This window comes from Paenibacillus sp. BT-177, from assembly GCF_025846815.2.
Taxonomy (GTDB): Bacteria; Bacillota; Bacilli; order Paenibacillales; family Paenibacillaceae; genus Paenibacillus; species Paenibacillus polymyxa_C.
Genome location: NZ_JAOYTP010000003.1, coordinates 267371 through 284760 on the forward strand (window position 1 = coordinate 267371; position 17390 = coordinate 284760).

General features: G+C 47.1%; 21 protein-coding genes and 1 riboswitch. Of the genes, 2 read left to right on the top strand and 19 right to left on the bottom strand.

Going from position 1 to position 17390, the window contains the following annotated elements; all coding sequences use genetic code 11:
• Nucleotides 1-94 precede the first annotated feature (94 nt).
• From OIU26_RS11630 to OIU26_RS11675, 10 genes are all read right to left on the bottom strand, one after another.
• The gene (locus OIU26_RS11630) at nt 95-217 is read right to left on the bottom strand and encodes a hypothetical protein (protein ID WP_264216913.1); all 123 of its coding nucleotides are present in this window, start codon (nt 215-217) and stop codon (nt 95-97) included.
• 62 nt (nt 218-279) lie between these two features.
• A riboswitch (cobalamin riboswitch) is annotated at nt 280-465 on the bottom strand.
• Between the two features lie 57 nt (nt 466-522).
• Nucleotides 523-1077, bottom strand: a complete 555-nt coding sequence (locus OIU26_RS11635) for a TIGR00730 family Rossman fold protein (RefSeq protein WP_013373527.1) — start codon at nt 1075-1077, stop codon at nt 523-525.
• Between the two features lie 198 nt (nt 1078-1275).
• The gene (locus OIU26_RS11640) at nt 1276-2133 is read right to left on the bottom strand and encodes a uroporphyrinogen-III synthase (RefSeq protein ID WP_013373528.1); all 858 of its coding nucleotides are present in this window, start codon (nt 2131-2133) and stop codon (nt 1276-1278) included.
• A gap of 101 nt (nt 2134-2234) precedes the next feature.
• A complete protein-coding gene (locus OIU26_RS11645; protein WP_264216914.1) occupies nt 2235-3392 on the bottom strand; it encodes an endospore germination permease in 1158 nt (385 codons plus the stop codon).
• A gap of 42 nt (nt 3393-3434) precedes the next feature.
• Nucleotides 3435-3659 carry a hypothetical protein gene (locus tag OIU26_RS11650; protein WP_165079793.1) on the bottom strand — a complete coding sequence of 75 codons (225 nt, stop codon included), beginning with the start codon at nt 3657-3659 and terminating at the stop codon, nt 3435-3437.
• Nucleotides 3652-4869 (bottom strand): Ger(x)C family spore germination protein, encoded by a 1218-nt coding sequence (locus OIU26_RS11655; protein ID WP_264216915.1) that lies wholly within the window; start codon nt 4867-4869, stop codon nt 3652-3654. The genes OIU26_RS11650 and OIU26_RS11655 overlap by 8 nt, the downstream gene beginning before the upstream one ends.
• Complete coding sequence (locus OIU26_RS11660; RefSeq protein ID WP_151255184.1) at nt 4869-6497, bottom strand: spore germination protein; 1629 nt, start codon at nt 6495-6497, stop codon at nt 4869-4871. Before OIU26_RS11660 ends, OIU26_RS11655 begins: the two co-directional genes overlap by 1 nt.
• 179 nt (nt 6498-6676) lie before the next feature.
• Entirely contained in the window at nt 6677-7015 is a 339-nt protein-coding gene (locus OIU26_RS11665) for a hypothetical protein (RefSeq protein ID WP_165079795.1), read from the bottom strand.
• 15 nt (nt 7016-7030) lie between these two features.
• Nucleotides 7031-7744 (bottom strand): pirin family protein, encoded by a 714-nt coding sequence (locus OIU26_RS11670; RefSeq protein WP_165079796.1) that lies wholly within the window; start codon nt 7742-7744, stop codon nt 7031-7033.
• A gap of 69 nt (nt 7745-7813) precedes the next feature.
• Complete coding sequence (locus OIU26_RS11675; RefSeq protein ID WP_264216916.1) at nt 7814-8671, bottom strand: LysR family transcriptional regulator; 858 nt, start codon at nt 8669-8671, stop codon at nt 7814-7816.
• A 180-nt stretch (nt 8672-8851) separates the two neighbouring features.
• Here OIU26_RS11675 and OIU26_RS11680 point away from each other — a divergent pair, with 180 nt between their 5' ends.
• On the top strand, nt 8852-9838 hold the full coding sequence (locus OIU26_RS11680; RefSeq protein WP_264216917.1) for a DMT family transporter: 987 nt from the start codon (nt 8852-8854) through the stop codon (nt 9836-9838).
• 85 nt (nt 9839-9923) lie between these two features.
• On the opposite strand, the gene OIU26_RS11685 is transcribed toward OIU26_RS11680, so the two are convergent.
• The 6 genes from OIU26_RS11685 to OIU26_RS11710 all read right to left on the bottom strand — a co-directional run bounded on the left by OIU26_RS11685 (nt 9924) and on the right by OIU26_RS11710 (nt 15232).
• A complete protein-coding gene (locus OIU26_RS11685) occupies nt 9924-11912 on the bottom strand; it encodes a methyl-accepting chemotaxis protein (protein WP_264216918.1) in 1989 nt (662 codons plus the stop codon).
• A gap of 158 nt (nt 11913-12070) precedes the next feature.
• Nucleotides 12071-12478: a DoxX family protein gene (locus OIU26_RS11690; protein WP_264216919.1), complete on the bottom strand. Its 408-nt coding sequence runs from the start codon at nt 12476-12478 to the stop codon at nt 12071-12073.
• Nucleotides 12479-12598: 120 nt separating this feature from the next.
• Nucleotides 12599-13459, bottom strand: coding sequence for a M56 family metallopeptidase (locus tag OIU26_RS11695; protein ID WP_025675824.1), 861 nt, complete (start codon nt 13457-13459; stop codon nt 12599-12601).
• 3 nt (nt 13460-13462) lie between these two features.
• Entirely contained in the window at nt 13463-13876 is a 414-nt protein-coding gene (locus tag OIU26_RS11700) for a BlaI/MecI/CopY family transcriptional regulator (protein WP_016324858.1), read from the bottom strand.
• Between the two features lie 145 nt (nt 13877-14021).
• Complete coding sequence (locus OIU26_RS11705; RefSeq protein ID WP_264216920.1) at nt 14022-14861, bottom strand: response regulator transcription factor; 840 nt, start codon at nt 14859-14861, stop codon at nt 14022-14024.
• The gene (locus OIU26_RS11710) at nt 14837-15232 is read right to left on the bottom strand and encodes a Fur family transcriptional regulator (RefSeq protein WP_013373543.1); all 396 of its coding nucleotides are present in this window, start codon (nt 15230-15232) and stop codon (nt 14837-14839) included. The genes OIU26_RS11705 and OIU26_RS11710 overlap by 25 nt, the downstream gene beginning before the upstream one ends.
• A 188-nt stretch (nt 15233-15420) precedes the next feature.
• On the opposite strand from OIU26_RS11710, the gene OIU26_RS11715 reads away from it, so the two are divergent.
• On the top strand, nt 15421-15735 hold the full coding sequence (locus OIU26_RS11715; RefSeq protein WP_264216921.1) for a hypothetical protein: 315 nt from the start codon (nt 15421-15423) through the stop codon (nt 15733-15735).
• On the opposite strand, the gene OIU26_RS11720 is transcribed toward OIU26_RS11715, so the two are convergent.
• The 3 genes from OIU26_RS11720 to OIU26_RS11730 form a co-directional block, all read right to left on the bottom strand.
• The gene (locus OIU26_RS11720) at nt 15649-16044 is read right to left on the bottom strand and encodes a spore germination protein (protein WP_264216922.1); all 396 of its coding nucleotides are present in this window, start codon (nt 16042-16044) and stop codon (nt 15649-15651) included. The genes OIU26_RS11715 and OIU26_RS11720 overlap by 87 nt on opposite strands.
• 7 nt (nt 16045-16051) lie before the next feature.
• On the bottom strand, nt 16052-16159 hold the full coding sequence (locus OIU26_RS11725) for a hypothetical protein (RefSeq protein WP_264216923.1): 108 nt from the start codon (nt 16157-16159) through the stop codon (nt 16052-16054).
• Nucleotides 16160-16277: 118 nt separating this feature from the next.
• Entirely contained in the window at nt 16278-17378 is a 1101-nt protein-coding gene (locus tag OIU26_RS11730) for a spore germination protein (RefSeq protein ID WP_264216924.1), read from the bottom strand.
• Between the last annotated feature and the right edge of the window lie 12 nt (nt 17379-17390).

Here is a 17390-nt window from a genome sequence, read left to right on the forward strand (position 1 = left end):
AGCTATACTATCTATTTCAATAATTTGTGGCATCCTGTAACTCAAAAAAACCCCATCCTGCCCGGATGGGGTTCCTATGTACGTATCTCTCTCATCAGACGAAACAGCGTAAGAGGACAGTCTTGTCTTCCTCCAGTCTGCCGTTGTTTTCCATCTGTTTTGTTTGCGCTTCAAACGCTGCTGCACGTTCATATCCACGCAAACCTGTAACCAACATGGAAAAAGCAACGTGTGCCTGATTTCCTGATTTCGTACACCCATCCTCTCCGCGAAGGTTAACGGTGCATACAGATCAAGGTAGGTCTCCTGGCTTGGCATCAACGGATTCTTTCGTCTTCCCCGTTTTGTACGAGTGACCATTTAAAAGAATCCTCTTCCTTACAGTGGCGGGACCGCTCGGGACTTGCACCCGATTCCCTGTTACCCTTTGCTCAACCGCAAAGGCACCTTGTCTGTCCGCTATTTGATTATGGGTCTTATCATAACCTTGCCTCAATCAGTTGTGCAAGCACGAAAAAAGCTTTATTTCAAGTTCTCTGCCTTATTTTTCAGCATATGCAGCAATTCATCCGGGTCCGCAGAGATACTCAGTAGTGCTGGATGATCAGCTCCGGTAAACCCTTCCTGCACGCTATGACGTACCATTTCTATCAACGGGTCAAAATATCCATTCACATTCAGCAGCCCAATGGGCTTGCGATGTATGCCAATTTGCGCCCAGCACAATACCTCGAACAGCTCCTCAAAGGTTCCCAACCCACCCGGAAGGGCTATAAACGCATCGGCCATCTCACTCATCGCCGCTTTACGTTCATGCATGCTTGCTACCTCAATAAACTCGGTAACTCCCCGATGAATAATTTCTGCATCGAATAATAGGGTGGGCATAATGCCGGTGACCTGACCGTCACCCGCCAGTAGTTCATCCGCCACCTTACCCATCAGCCCCCTGCTGGAGCCACCATAAATTAGACGGATATGCTGGCGAGCCATAGCTTCACCCAGCTTGCCTGCGGCCTCAACATATACCGATGAATGTCCAGGTCTGGACCCTGCAAATACACAAATAGAATTCATAAACGTCTCAGCTCCTGTCCTCAATATCATGCATCGAAACTTATTCATTATATTAGATAAATATTTTCGCTATAACAAAAAACTTTGTCGATGCATGTCCAACAAAAAAAGATAAAGACCTCGTAGGCCCTTATCTCTATTTTACGCTGTATTAGTAAATATAAGTTCATTTTAGCTTACTGCATTATCATTTCTAGCTCATTTCAAATGACCGTTCACGCTCTTCAGACCACAGCCATGCACCGAATCACTATGTTCAAAATATTTGCCCAGCTCCACCATCATCGCACCCATGCGCTCTTCAGTTGGAAACACGATTCGTTCAATCCCTTCTTCCAAAATGGATTGTGCGGTCACCTTGCCCACCGATACAGCAATTACATCTTCACGAAAAGCTTCCAGTAAATCCTCAAATCGATTTTGCTCTCTGGCATATTGGGCCAAAAATCGGATTTGCGGGCCACTCGTGAACGTAACGGCATCAATCGTACGGTTTATAACATCATCTAGTAACGCTTGCAATTTTGCTTCTTCAGGTGGGATATGCTTATAAGGAAGTACTTGGCGGGTCACTGCGCCCTGCTCATCCAGCCACTCTACTAACCGGGGTGCCGGGTCTCCATGCAGTTGCAACAGCACTTCCTTCCCCTTCAGATCATATGGGGCAAAGGCTCGTGTCAATCCGATCAAACTTCCGTCCTCGTCCCGTACTGCTGGCGTAAAGCCACGCTTTTTGAGTCCATTGACCGTCTTGTAGCCCCGTGCTGCAATGTTGGAGGATTGCAGCAGCTCTATAATCTGCTCGGCCACGCCCATATCCTCCGCCATATCGAACAGAGCATCCAGTCCCATACCGGTCGTGAAGATGTACCAGTCCGGAGGGTTCTTCACCCACGATACAACAGCGTTGCGCAGCTCGATATCATCTAGAAAAACAGTCCCCTGGGCCGGACGCTCTACTGGCTCGCCCCCCATCTTCATAACTAGCAGCGCCATTTCTTCTGCTTTACGGGGACCGGCAAGAGCGACTCTCTTACCTGCCATGCGTTGTGCCATGCTGTTGCCTCCCTTGTAGAAGTCGTATTTCTTTCTACCAAGTATACAATCAGAGAGGCAAAAGACAAATAAGAATTACTTTTTCGATAAATACAGTAATCTTATAAGTGGGTGTGACCTGTTTCGCTTTCCTGCTGGCCTTCTTTCTGATCACTTCTATCCCTCTCCCTGCCAGATGAGGACTTATCATTGTTGCCACTCCCTTTAAATTTGGGCCGTAGCATCATCCACAGCAAGAAGGGCATGAATACAAAAAAAATGACCATCACCGCAGTCCATTCCCGGCTAAAATCATAAATTTGTACGATATTGGAGAACAGCATAAACGAACAGACATAACCTAACAAACCTACGGGCCAAACCATCAGACTCCCCCAGACATGGGCAAACATACGCTTTACCGCCAAACTGGTAACGTACAGATCAACTCCAATCTTCGTAAGAAAGGTGGGTACGGTCAATGCTGCCACGAACAAGTCGAACCGATCCAGAAAGTCCGTTAGCTGCAACTGACGTACCAGTTCATACGATGGATAAAACAATCGTGACAAGATAGGAACACCAATCACTAACTCCGACAACAACACCAGCAAGATCAAAAAGACGGTTCCGATCAAATGCCCAAACCACGCACTACGCCCATTATAGCTTTTCCCAGAAATCACAAAGGGAACCATCATGATATCGGCCATATATCCCAGCATGCGCCAGCTACCCTTGATCACTCCCTCTACCTCTGGATGTAAATAGGGCCTCAACACCGAAAAATCCATATTACGCCCAAAAAAAAGCGGCATGGTCAATAACGTCACAATCAACAGTGGTACAAAAATCTCCGCCATATTGACGATGGTGCTTATTCCGCCTTTCGCCATAAATGTCAGAGTCAATAGCATAATCAGAGATACCATAACAATCGGAGTTAGTGGCAAAAGCACCACCTCCACCAAATCGGTAATAATCCTCAAATCCCGAGCAAAAATGATCAGGAATAAAATGAGATAGACTGCAAGCAGCATACGTCCCAGCACAGGGTGAGAGCTCACCATCGCCTGCATCAGATCCTGATCTGGGAAACGCCGCTTGAGTTTCAGCATCGCCCAGATCGGCAAGCATAGTACGATGGCCGCAATTGCACAGGTCCAGTAGGCATGCTGATTCGCGTGATCTGCTGCCTGCGCCGGAGCATGTATAAGGGTAATACCGACCTCCATCAATACACCAAGCAGCACAATTTGTCTGGTTGTGAACTGTTTCATGCAGGTACATCCTCCTTTTGCCCGCAGGCATCCATTACACGTTTACAATCTAGGGGGGAGCCATATGTCAATGAAACGGGCCACCCATGTAGCCACATAAACGGTGCTCTTCGTCGATGTACCGTAAATCCAGATGCCAATGCTAATGACATACAATACGCGGGAGACCCAGCGATTGACGGCGGGTGCATTGTTAATACTTTTACGGTCAACCAGATACATGAAGAGCATAGCCAGCAATAAAGGTAATAGAAATACTTTATTCATTCTGGATTTGCTCCTTTTTGACCCCGAATGGTTTGGTGACCGCACCGATATTCTCAATATGCACGACCGGATCGATAGTGATTTCCACTTTGGGATATAGTTGATCCCATTGAGGTTTAATCCGTTTCCATTCATCCGGGTGACTCATAATAATAGCCCGGCCCAAGCCAAGTACGTCTGAGTGATACTTTTGCTGGATCTCCTTGACAGCCTCTCCCAGCTCCCTCTTGATCTCCTCGGCTGTCTGCTGCTCCAGCCACTTCAAATTTTCCTCGTTGGAAATATCGAAATTCGTCTCATTTTCCTTCACATTCCCATTGCAGTTCAAATGAACAGTCATTCGAATCTCATCCCCCTGAATATGGGGCTTAATATGGACTTTATTCTCGATGAGATGTACAGATAAATAACCAGTACCCTTGGGAGGTGGGATAAATATCTCTGTCTCCTTCGCTTGCTCCATCCCCAAAAGCAGAAACCGACTAAGGTGGTTATCAATAATCCCTGTTAACCTGTCTTGGCGAAAAACAGCCAGTCCATCGATCTGAATGTTTGTCTTCTTGTCTTTAATATTAGCGGGCCCATTCTTCACCAAAGACATTACCGGCACCACCGGGTCAATGCCTTCCAGCAGCACGGAATTCATTAGCAGCTTAACGGAACGAGGTTTTTTCATATAGGAAAAGTTGAGCTCACGCACCATTTCCGCTGGATATTGCTCAATCGGAGCATCTGCCTGAAGCACTTCCATCGCTGATCCCTTTGTGATAACAACTAGGGAAGACAGACGGTTCTGCGGAATACGTGCAATGACATCCATCATTTTGCTAATCCCTTCTCGTGCCAGCGCCTCGCCGAACAGCAGCACCCGTCGATGAGAATAATTCAGCGTTCGCGAAACTCCGCGCTGTTCCTCGGTGCTTGCTCCCCGAAAGCTTGGACCTGTTTTGGACTCCAAGTAGTAGGACTTCGTACCACTTGTACCTCCCCCCCCTCCTGTACTGCCCGTAGATCCGAGCTGTCCGGGCAGAGCAATTTGCATCGTTACCCGGTATTGATCACCTTCCTTATCCAGCCCGGTCCCCATCACAAAGGCCACATCATTCACTTCACGGCGATCCCAACATCCTCCCAAAAGGACAGAACAAAGCAGCAGGCAACAGAGCACAGCCACTTTACGCTTTTGTTGTGTATTCGATGTGGGCTTCATCACCATCCCTCCTCGGTTTTAGGTGATCCATTCATCTCTTTCTTCGCTCGTTTGTTGTTGTCTTTACCAATCCATGAAGGACGTTTGGTCATTTTCCACCAAGGTGCACGGACGATAATATCCTTTTGGTCCATGTGGTTGTACGGGCTATATCCACTCATATAAGGGACACCAAACGATGTTAGCTTGGTTAGGTGCGTAGCAATCAGCGTTGTCGCAATTATGATGCCAAACAATCCAAATAAACCCGCCATCAGCATGATCGGAAATCGCAGCAGACGAACCGTAATGGCAAAATTAAAACGCGGTATGGTAAACGAGGCAATACCTGTGAGCGACACAACAATGACTATTGGCGCCGATACGATCCCTGCCTGTACTGCGGCCTGCCCAATAACGAGCGCACCCAGGATACTGACGGCCTGACCGACCGTTTTGGGGAGACGAATCCCAGCTTCTCGCAGCGCCTCAAAGGAAATCTCCATCATCAACGCTTCCACCAGTGCCGGAAAAGGGATGGATTCCCGAGCCGCCGCAATACTCAAGATGAGCGTCGTCGGCAGCATGTCATGATGATAGGTTGTCACCGCTACATATAATGCTGGCAGAAAGAGAGCCATGATGAGAAAAAGAAAACGAATCCAGCGCACCATATTACTGATGAAGAAGCGCTCGTAATAATCCTCGCTCGCTTGCATCATTTGCCACATCGTGACTGGTCCAATCAGGGCAAAAGGTGTGCCGTCCACAAAAATGGCAAACCGTCCTTCTAGTAATTGCGCGGTGACGGTATCGGGACGTTCGGTGTATTCCATTTGTGGAAACGGCGAATATGGGTGATCCTCAATCAGTTCCTCAATATATCCAGTCTCCAGAACACCATCAATTTTAATATCGCTGAGGCGCTTTTTAACATCCTCCACCAGCTTCGGATCTATGATCCCTTCAACATAGGTAAGTACGACGCTCGTTTGAGTTTCTGTTCCGAGGGTCATGCTGTGCATCTTGAGCTTGGAGGTCTTCAGCTTGAATCGTAGCAGTGCCGTATTCACGCGAAGCGTCTCAGTGAAGCCCTCACGCGGCCCGCGAATAACTGCTTCGGTCTGCGGCTCCTCCACGCCACGGCGGACGCCTCCCTTGGCGCTGAAAATATAAGCACGAGCCGTTCCATCTACGAACAGAGCGGCATTGCCGTCCAGTATCGCTGCCGATACCTGCTTCCACTCGTCCATCGTTTTGGTCTGGGACATGGAGATACGAGTCTCATCCAACGGCTCCAATTTGCCGTTCACTTCAGGGTCCTTGAGCATCATGCCCAAGATGACAGGCCGCAGGATATGATCCTGCAAATCTTCTGATTTTACCGTGCCTTCGAAATATGCCAGCAACCCTTTTCGTTCAGGGGAAATCATGAGCTCTCGGTAGACGATATCAGAGCATTCCTTGAAAATATCACGCAATGCGACCCTATTGTCTTCCAGACTGCTGCGCAGTGGCTCTTCTAGCCATGAAGACTCCGGCAGCCCTTTAGGCATACGAGAAGAATTTCGTGTTTTGCGCTCACCGGCTGGAATCGCTCTCCGGCTCCACGGTAGCTTTGGCAACTTGGGAAAGCGCCCTTTCTTCATCGTTAGTCCCCCCTTTACGAATAAGCCGATCAGGTAATATAAGATATAGGATGTACCAGCCTGCAAAGGATTATGTATCCAATGAACTCACCATCTTGAACACATAGCAAAAAGACCCTGCAATGATGCAGAGCCTTCGAAAATCGATTATACATTCGAACATCTATGATTAAGAAGATTTAGTCTCCCCAATACTCCTCGGGATGGTATTCAATCTCAGAACCAGCTTCAAACGTAAGCTCACCGGTCTGAGCATGATATTGCACACTTTCCGGGGTGACGTAATACCAATGCTTTACCACGGGTCCACCGTCTGCGGGCGTTACAAAGCGAAATACGTTCAGCTCCTCGCTGAAACGCACAATCGCCTCCGCTGCCTCACGCGGCAACTCTTGAAGTGTGAAGCGAAACACGCCGTCCGCCAATTCCAAACGACAATCAAAACGCTGCTTGCGGCTGTCAGCAAAGCTTCGCCCCGTGACAGCATGCTTGATCAGCCATGTTTCCTGCTGCGCCATTGTGCGCACCTCCTTTTAGGGCAAATCAATCAGCATATAAAAAACAGAATCTTCTGCCTTCAGTAACAGCTTCGGCTCCTCCTCTATACGAGCAGAATCACGCCCTTGCAGAAGATGTTCACCGTTCACACGCAGTGAGCCCTCGATGACGAACAAGAACACGCGCCGACCCTCGGCCTGTGTGAATTCGACTTGTTCCCCGGGCAGAAGCTTGCTTAAATAAATCGTTAAATCCTGATTGATTGAAGCTATTTCACCCTCCGTGCCGGGTACACGCTTTCCAGCAACGACAGGCAGAAGCTGACCGTGCAGACGTTCAGGATTGAACGCTGTAGTCTCATAGGAAGGTTGCAGTCCTCTCGTGTGCGGACTAAACCACAATTGCAGCAGACTGACATCCTCGGTTTGCGAAGCGTTGTGCTCCGTATGAATGATGCCGTGGCCCGCTGACATTCGCTGAATGCCTCCAAAACGGGTCACCGCCACATGTCCACGGTTGTCTTCATGGCGCAGCTCCCCATACAGCACAATGGAGACAATCTCCATATCGCTGTGCGGATGCGCTCCAAAGCCCCGGCCCGGTGTGATGACATCGTCATTACAGACACGCATAGGACCAAACGCTGTATTGTTCTCATCCTGATACTCCGCGAATGAGAAGCTGTGGCTCCCCCGCAGCCATCCCTTATCGAAGCTGAATCGGGAAGCAGCCGGATATATTGTAAACATAATAGCCCTCCTTCAGGATGAACAATGAGATCCAATCCCTCTCATTGTACCCGAGCCCAAGCGATAAAGCTACGCTTCTGCCTGAGTAGTAATTTCATCTATAAAAGACTGCAAGGTACTGGTAACGAAGGCCTCCTTACGGCGGATAAACACCGTTGTCACTTCATTGTAAGGCTCTGGGATGGCATGACCGCACACAAGACCTTGAGCCACCAGCCCGCTGATCGAGGATTCGGGAAAAACGGTCATTCCAATGCCTGCTGCTACACTGCCGATAATCGTCTCAAATGTCCCAAACTCCATGATCCGCTTGGGGATAATCCCCTCCATTTTGAGCCAGGTTTCCAGTCTTCCCCGATATCCGCAGCCTTTTTTATATACCAGGAGCGGACGAGTTGCAAAATCGTCAACCGAAAAGTCACTTCCTTGAGATACGAGGACCAGCTTTTCCTGAAATACATCAAACTGTTCAATGAGCGGATGCTTGACCGGTCCGGTTACAAAGGCTCCATCCAGTCGCATTTCTGCAACCTCCTGCACCAGTGATTCCGTAACCCCTGCCTTAAGGGACAATTCGACATCCGGGTACTTACTGTAGTAAGCATGTAAAATGGCCGGAAGGGCAATGACAGTCTCCACGATACCAATCTCCAGTACCCCTGAAGGTGCGGAGGTGTTCTGAAACGCATGCTTCATTTCCTCAAATTGCGATAAAATGCTTTTCGTATATTGCAACAGACGCTTACCCTCAGCATTGAGGATCATCCCCCGCTTATGTCTATAAAATAAAGGTGTCTGCAGTTCCTTTTCCAGTAGCTTGATTCTGGCCGTTACATTGGACTGGACGTAGCTAAGCTCGGCTGCAGCCTTGCTGACACTGCCATGTGCAGCCACCGTCTGGAAAATGTTTAAATCGTTCAGATCCACTACTGTTCCCCCTTATTGTGAAGGGCAAGGGCCACCAAAATTGACGCGCCTTGTCACTTATCATCATTTTAAATGATCATAATGTTTATTTTCAATCATTTTACCAACAGCTTCCTATCCTTTATGATGTGTCCATAAGATATGTCCGCTGAGACCGGCAAGGAGGAGCTTTTGTACACCATGAACAAACAGATCATGACCGGATCTTTATTATGCCTGATCGCCAGTATGTCCTGGGGGGCGATGTTTCCAGTTTCGCACATTGCATTACAGCATATTAATCCACTGTACTTTTCATTTTTGCGCTATTTATCGGTTACACTCATATTAATTGTGCTATTGTGGCTCAAAGAGGGACGGACTGCATTTCGCTTTGAGGGCAAGGGCAAGGTGTTATTGTTCTTCGGAACTATGGGATTTACCATTTATAATATGGCCGTTTTCCAGGGACAGCACGCGATGGGGGCAGCAGGTACCCTTGTTGCTGCCATTATGGAAGTGCTAATGCCGATGATCTCCATTGCGATGGTATGGGTCATGACCCGTAAAATGCCTCCAAAATATACATTAATCAGCATGTTGATTGCGCTGGCTGGAGCATTACTGGTTATCACGAACGGCAAATGGACCTTTTTCATGCTTGCCGGACAACATCTATTGGCGCTGCTGCTTATTTTCGTAGGTGTCGTCGGATGGGTCGTATATTCCATGGGAGGCAGTCATTTTGCAGGATGGTCTACTCTTCGATATTCAACCTTGACCTGCCTGCTTGGAACTCTGGTCTCTTTTGTAGTCGTGACCTTTGCCTCTGCTTTCAACTGGATTACGGTGCCGGATTGGCAACACGTATGGTCAGTCAAATATGAAATGAGCTTTATGATCCTGCTTCCAGGGCTAGCGGCCTTGCTGAGCTGGAATGCCGGAATCCGCAAGCTGTCTCCACTGAACGGAATTCTATTTATTAATTTTGTACCGATTACCACGCTGGTACTTATGTATTTCCAAGGCTATACCATTAGCCGTTATGAACTGTATGGGACTGTACTGGTCATTTTCGCACTGATTCTGAACAATATGTTTCAGAGAAGTTCTCTGCGTCCGTCCAACAGCTCACGGGGTGCCCGTTTCCGTCTGAATCGCCGCAAGTCGTTCAACGGTGACTTCTAACCCTGCGAACCAAAAGTTTTAATAAAACATCAAAAAGCGCCTGGATACGGAATATAACCTCCGGTATCCGGGCGCTTTTTACCATTTATGATTTCTCTTCAATCTGGAAACGTCCAACCAGTTCGCGCAGTTCCTCTGCCATTTGACTGAGGTCTGCTGTGGATGAAGCAATTTCCTCGATGGAAGCAAGCTGTTGCTCAGCCGCTGCTGAGATCGACTCGGTGTTGCTCGCTGCCTCGTCCGAAATATGGGAAATATCGCTCATAATATCGACGACACCTACAGTCCCCCGTGCCATTTCCTGAGTCACTCCGGTAATTTCATGGATATGCCCCATCGCGCGTTCAACAGCCTGACTGATTTCCGCAAAGGAATGCTCCGATGTGGTTACCGAATCAATACCTTCCGTCACCCGTACCCGTGCTTGTTGCATCGCGCCTAAAGCATGGTTCATATCCACCTGCATCGCTTCAATGCGCTCCGAGATCAAGGTAGCCGATTGGGCGGATTCTTCAGCCAGCTTGCGTACCTCTGTAGCAACCACGGCAAATCCTTTGCCATGGTCCCCAGCCCGTGCCGCCTCAATGGATGCATTCAGTGCCAACAGATTGGTCTGTTTGGCGATACCAGATATAACACTGATAATATTCACGATTTCACCGGAGCGCTCACTCAGGGAGTCCATAGCGTGTCCAAGATCATGAACAGTCTCGTCGATATCATGCATTTTCTGTACAGCCTGCGTAGCCGCCTTGCTGCCTTCCTGTGCCGACTCGGCATTCATCTTCACATGTTCAGATACACCCACCATGCGTTCAGATACGTCCGCTGCTTGCTGAGCCAGTCCCTCCATACTCACAGAGCCATGCTTGACGCTTTGCAGCTGACGTTCGCTGCCTACAGCTACTTCTTGAATAGCAATAGTAACATGCTCAATGGCTTGGGTCGTCTGATCTGCACCCGCAGCCAGCTCCTCCGCTGAAGAGCTTACCCGGTCTGTCGTTTCACGTACGCTTCGAATCATCGTGCGCAAACTATCCACCATGGTTTGAAAGTGAGCAGACAGTTCGCCTACCTCATCTGTTTTTCCCGTTTCCAAATCGCCCGTCAAATCTCCTTCACTGATTCGTTCTGCTGATTTTTGCAACTTACGAATCGGAACCAGAACAGAACGGGTAATCAGGAAAATCGCGATAAGCGCAATCACCAACGAGGCAGCCAGCACAAAAATGGTTACATAACGCATGGCGGCAGTGGCATCGCTAATCTCGGATTGATAGAAGGTACCTGCAATTTTCCAGCCTGTATCCTCATTCGTTACATAGGTCAAATATTTCTCCTGACCTTCATGCATATATTTAAAGTTCCCACTCGGCGCAGTATACATTGTATCAAGCACATTCTCCTGAGGAGATGAGCCCGGTTTAGCCGTAGGGTGGACTACAAATTTCTTCGCATGATCCAAAATGATGATATACCCCTCTTGGCCCACTTTAATAGAGGCCAATTTACGTACACTTTCCAGATTTAAAGAAATTCCGATAACCCCGGACTTGTCGGAAAGCGTCTGAGATACTACGACAACAGGAATACCCGATGAATTGATGATAACAGGCGTAATTGCAACCTTACCGGGCTGCTTCATCGCTTCGATGTACCATGGTCGTGTGCGAGGGTCAAATGTCCCTTCATCCTCTTTGGGCACCCCCCGGATCATCAAGCCTTCTGGTGTACCGACAAAAATATCCGTAGCATCTTCGTGCAAGCCCTTGTATTGGATCAGCTTGGGCTCAATCAAGGGGCTGTTTGGCCCATCAATCATCGAACCGTCGAGGCGTTCCGCCAAATATCTCACATCTTCGATTTTACTAGCGATTGCATATTCAATAATTGAGTTAGCCGTCGCTACCCCCTGATTCGCACTGCTGTGGAGCTGTTTTTCCATAGCATTATATGATGATTTATAGGTCGCACTGGAAATACTTAAGCTCGGAATCAGCAAAACAAGCAAAAAACCTAAAATCAACTTGTTCCTGAGTGTCCAAATTGTCTTTCTCTTTCGCCTTGTTCCCATGTATTTTTCTTCCCCTTTGCTTAAAAAGCGATATATTTGTATTACATTCAATGTTAGTTATATCGGTTGAAAGCAGCAAATGATTTACAAGAAAATTTCACAAAGGAGCAAAACAAAAACCGCACCCTATGAGACTAAGGACGCGGTTATATGAACATTTAGACCTGTACGTTACTATTTTCAGCCTTTTTACGGCCAAACAACTGATCAATCGCCAGAAAGCGTCCACCGACAAGGGCCTGCTGAAGACTGGTAAACAAAATCAGGAGATCAAATTCAATCGAGCCAAAAGGCTGTCCTTTTTTAGCAGTGAGCAATACACCGATCATTACGATGGTCAATGCTGCTCCAGCCAGTCGTGTTCCAATACCCAGAACCAGTGCAATGCCTCCAACCAGCTCAACCGTAGCGACCACAGGGGCCATCCAGCCAGGAAGTCCGATGCTCTGGAAGAAGCCGGAGGTTCCGTCTAGTCCCTGAAACTTCTGTGCACCGTGAACGATAAAAATAACTCCTGTAAAAATTCGTACCAATAACAATCCAATATTCGCAAGCGTTTGATTCATAAGCTCATCTCCTTTTAGGTTGTATACGGATTAGATAATTAACACTACAAAATGTAGTGTTGTGCGTATCAAGAATCGGTAGCGCACAAGGCGCCACCTTTTATGATACATCTTGCCAAACTAGATTAACGCCAAGGCAAACATAAGCGTGAGCATGACGAGTACATAGCCTGAAAACATAATCGAACGCCAAGGCATCTGAATGATTGGCTTTTGTTGAGGGTCTAGAATGCGTGAGATACGATAATTAATGGACGTTTCTGCAAAAGAGGAACAAGCGGCGGAGTTTACCAGACGGGCATTAGCAGGTGTCATACTCAGAAGCTTGAGCAATGCGCTCCCAATCCCAACCGGTGAACCGGCTCGATGAATCGCCTCGTTGTCCGCCAAGATTTCACGGGCCGTCTTGTAATGGTTGGTAATATGACGTAGCACCGGCAAGTAAAACAGCTGTGTAGCGCACATTTGCAGGAACCAGGTCTTCAATGGATCATAATGTTTCATATGATACGCTTCATGATATATAACCGCTTCTTCCTCATGCTTGTCCAGTAAGGACAATAGTGCAGAGGACAATACAATACGCGGCTTCCATAACCCCATGGTGAAGGCAGCAGGCTTGGCATAATCAATGACCCAAATCCGATCGGTCCCGAGTTCACGATATCGCTCACCCAGTGCTTCGGTCAACGGCAGGTCGCGCATTCGGTGCAGTCTGCGGAAAGCCGCCCTGGTAGCCATGCACTGTCTGACTGCTTCTCCTCCGGCGATACCGAAAGTTACAAAAACCAGTCCGCTGAGCGCATCCACCATGTAGCCGATTCCGTAGTGCTGCAACAAACTTCTGCAAATTTGAAACACGTTAAAATTCAATTTCCAGCCGAAAACATGCTGCCCGGCGTACATCCCCATCTGCATAAGGGCAAAACCCGAAATCAAGGCGCCTGCTGTAAACAGTAATTTAGAACGTGTTTTCCACATCGTCTACATATCCTTTTTCCATTGTTTAATTTTTTGTTCCAAACGTTCGATCAAAATCGGATCAGCTACTTCCAGAGCATCAATCATATGATTGACAGCAAGCGGACCAAATTCATCCACCAGTTCGTGACTCAGCTCTTTGGATTGCTCATCCATAAACTCTTCTCTGCTTAAGACAGGACGGTATAAGGACGTTCTCCCGCGTATACTTTTGCTCAAAATCCCCTTTTCCACTAAACGGTTCATCACGGTCATTACCGTATTGAAGTTAAAGTCCCGATCCCCCTCCAATGCGGTCTGCACTTCTTTGATACTCCGATCCGAAGTGGACCATAAAATATCCATGATTTTGGCTTCCAGAGGCCCAAAAAATCGGTTAAGTCCGGTTTCGCCAGCTTTAAAATTCAGTCGTTTCATAAGAAGCACCTCACACTACCGATTGTAGTGTATTTATCCTGATAAAGTCAACTGTCACACCTAGTGTCAACTTTAGGGTTCGTATATACAAACCGCCGAATGGTCTTCATCCGGCGGAAATTCATCGATATTCATAACCTTCCGTTTAGTCTGCCAATCTGTATCCTACACCTCTTACGGTAGCGATATATTCAGGCTCCGCAGGTCGATCGTCCAGCTTCTTACGCAAACTTTTGACATGCACATCCACAACATTGCTGCCGCCAACAAAATCAGTTTCCCAGATATCATGCATCATTTGCTCGCGCGAGATCACTTTTCCTTGAGAATCTATCAGCTTCAGCAGCAAATCGTATTCCGTTTTGGTCAGATTCAATGGATTCTCTTCCTTATATACCAACATTTTATCACGATCAATCCAGATGTCCTTGAACACCGTACGACGGCTGGTCTGCGCTGCCTGGCGGGAAATCACCGGATGACGCACAATCATCCGCTCGATGTCATGCACCATTTGGTTGGATGCCAGTGGCCATACCAGCACCTCTTCCGAAGGAAGCAGCTCATGCGCACGTACAGACATCCGATCCTGAACTACATACATGACTGGTGTATCTTTCATGTATTCATGGTCAAGGTCATTGCGGATATTCAGCAATTCACGCCGTGGATCGGTGGCGGTCAAATCGTAAATCAAGAGGTCGCTCCCCAAATGACGCTGTACTTCAGGCTCCCAGCGATGGAAGACCATCACGTCAAAACAAGCATCTGACAACGTACGCACCACACCGTGGACTACACCCGGTACGGAACTGATCAGAATGATGCGACGTGTGGTCGGACAATACAAAGGTTCATTAGAAGGAGCGGTCTGCACCGCAGGTGTAGACGGGGCAGACAACATCGATGTCCAACTGCCCTTCACACGTCTAGGCATGTCAGCCACTTTAATACGATTCGTTACTTGATTCGCTTGCTTTGACATTCCTTACACACTCCTCCGAATACGACATGGGCATGGGCAATGGTATATCCCGTTTCATGCGCAACCGTATCAATCCAATCGTGTGGGACTTCACTCATCACTTCATCTACTCGACCGCATACCTGACAAATAATATGCTGATGATCGTCCATTCGACCGTCATAACGACTAGCAGCTTCTCCTAGTTTCAGCTCACGGATTAATTCCTTATCCGTTAAATAACGTAATGAATTATAGACCGTTCCATAGGCCAGATTATATCCGCGCTCCATCAACCGATTCATAACATCGGCAGCAGTAGGATGATCGTGGGCCTCACGAACCACATCATATACCGCTTGGCGCTGCGAAGTTAAATTTAGAGTTCTCATACCGCATCTCCCTTAATCAACGCAGATTATATTTATTATAAACTTATAATCACAATAAAAATTAATTTAGAATAAGTATAAATCTTAATTTATTTCAAGTCAATGAGATCGGATAAATTGTGCCGCTTTGCAACACAATGTATACATGGAGTACATGCTTAGCCTATTTACAATCGGAGGGATAGTTTATGAAGATACTGTGGATATTCACGCTTTTCATGCTACTCATGCTCGGAACAAGTATATCTATAAAATGGATTTTTGGTGTTCATCATCCTTGGGAACCTATTACATTGGCTTTTCTCACAATGCGACCATCAGAATACATTGTTCTGGTAGGAATGCTCATGGTGCTTCTTATAAATGTGGGCAAAAAGCCAATAGGAAACGCATTTCGCTTCCTTTTCTCGCAATGGTCACGTTTCCTTAAAGTTTCTACTTCCTCTTCTCCTCCGCAAGAGAGCCATCAGAAAGAACAAACAAGGGAAAACGTAAACAAATAATGGGTGGATATAAATGAGGGACAGTCGTCCAAATTCAAAGTGCTCGCTCAGGTTTGTTGCTCCTATCTGTGACCATAGTAAAACAAGAATACCGCAAGGTATCAGCGCTTTTCGGTACGGTAAACCAAATACATCCGATATCCCTACCACTGCGGCATAAAAAAACAAAGCCACTTTAAAAAAGTCTCCGATGATAATGGACATCAGTACAATAACATCTGGACGCTGCACATATTCCGAAAGCTGCACATTTGCAAATGTGCTTAATAATGGAAAAATAGAACGCTCTGTTATATCGGTCCCCAGCACGGTGACATTAGATTACGTAGAGAACCATTAGAAAAGCCACGACTAGACTAGGTGTTTTTTTCAGTACAGACACACGAATCAATTCAATCTCATCACGTAAATTTCTACTGGTCAAATATAAAAAAACAATATGTACAGTATCCCTATTGCTGTTCCGTCCTTATTCCCCACCAATTGACGAGCATAGGCAGTCAACATTTGGCTGTCGGCAAGATGATGACTCTTGAGATATTTTACCCTCTTTTTTTATTCCAGGTCTTTCTCAGCCACGACACGATTAGCAGCAAGATAGGAAAAAACACGGCAAATATCGGAAACAGCCATTTCAGCACTAACTCGCCTGTTTGAAGGTGATCTTGATAGTTTATTGCCATCAATACACAAGTGACTAACATGATCAGACCAAATGGCAGGATCAGTTTATGGTAAGGTATTCTCAATACATCCTCTGCGGCTTTAACCGCGGCATAATAGAAAATCAAAATTTTAAAAAAATCAAAAATAATAACGCTCATCACGCCGATGACATCGACTCTGTCGATAAAATCAGATATTTCGACCTTACTGATCATCGTGAGTAGGGGGTAAGTCGCCCGTTTGAATACATCCTCTCCCAGTGCAAGCACATTGGACAGTGTAATAATAGACAGGAGTAGCCCTCCCAGCAATATAGCGGAAATCCCTATCCCATTGGCACGGTATTCCTTTTTTAATGTAGGGAGAATCATCGCAAACGTAACCATCTCGCCGTACGGTAGCATCACGGCTTGCGAATAAACAACTTGCCATATCGGCTGCCAGCCATGCTCGGCTATGGGCAATATATTGCCCATATCTACGATGCCTGCCAACAAAATTAATATATTCGTAGCAAGGCCCAGCAGCAGTAGCAAAATCAACATGATGATGGCCGTCCGGCCTGCAACCTCGATTCCCAAATACACCACATACATGACAAGTACAACCATTAAACCACAGATGACTGTCAACGGCGTATGCTGAAGTGTCCGGTCGGCAATCAGGATCCCCGTGTCCCGAAGATCCCGTGCTCCGCCGTAAAGAAAAAACACGATATATAAAAAAGCAAGCGTACTCCCTGCTTTCTTCCCCAAAAGGGTTCTGCAGTACTGTGTCATGAGCAAGTTGGGAAAGCGTCGGTGAAGGCTGCCATAGCATACAAAAAGCATTGCCCCCAAAACCGTGGAAATGAGGATGGCGATCCATGCATCCTTGCCCGCATTCCTTCCGGGAATAGACATCATGGATGTGCCCATCTCAAACAACACCATAAGAGAGATCATCTCTTTTGCACCTATCTGTACCTTTTTTTTCATGGCCTTCCCTCC